The sequence below is a fragment of the Microbacterium salitolerans genome (genome assembly GCF_019720895.1).
Classification (GTDB): Bacteria; Actinomycetota; Actinomycetes; order Actinomycetales; family Microbacteriaceae; genus Microbacterium.
Genome location: NZ_JAHKSH010000020.1, coordinates 1 through 282 on the forward strand (window position 1 = coordinate 1; position 282 = coordinate 282).

General features: G+C 66.3%; 1 protein-coding gene. It reads right to left on the reverse strand.

Going from position 1 to position 282, the window contains the following annotated elements:
• On the reverse strand, positions 1-282 hold a 282-nt coding region (locus KOL93_RS16015), incomplete at both ends, for a hypothetical protein (RefSeq protein WP_221586425.1).

Here is a 282-nt window from a genome sequence, read left to right on the forward strand (position 1 = left end):
CGCCGCAGTCCCTACGCTGCCGGTGATCAGACCGGGCCCGTGTCCGTAGGTGACAAGGCGGATCAGGCCCAGGACGATCATCACGGCCCCGACACCGTACAGCAGGACGCGCAGCCGGAGCACGGTGCCGGCGAAGGCGATGAGGGCAAGAACGAGAAGAACCACCGCTTGTACCGGATTGACCGGCACCAGCTTGAGCGGGTCATAGTCGATGAGCGCGAATACGGCGCTTGCCGCGGTGACGGCACTGAGCGCAAGTGCCCGTCGCCGGGTTCCCTGATC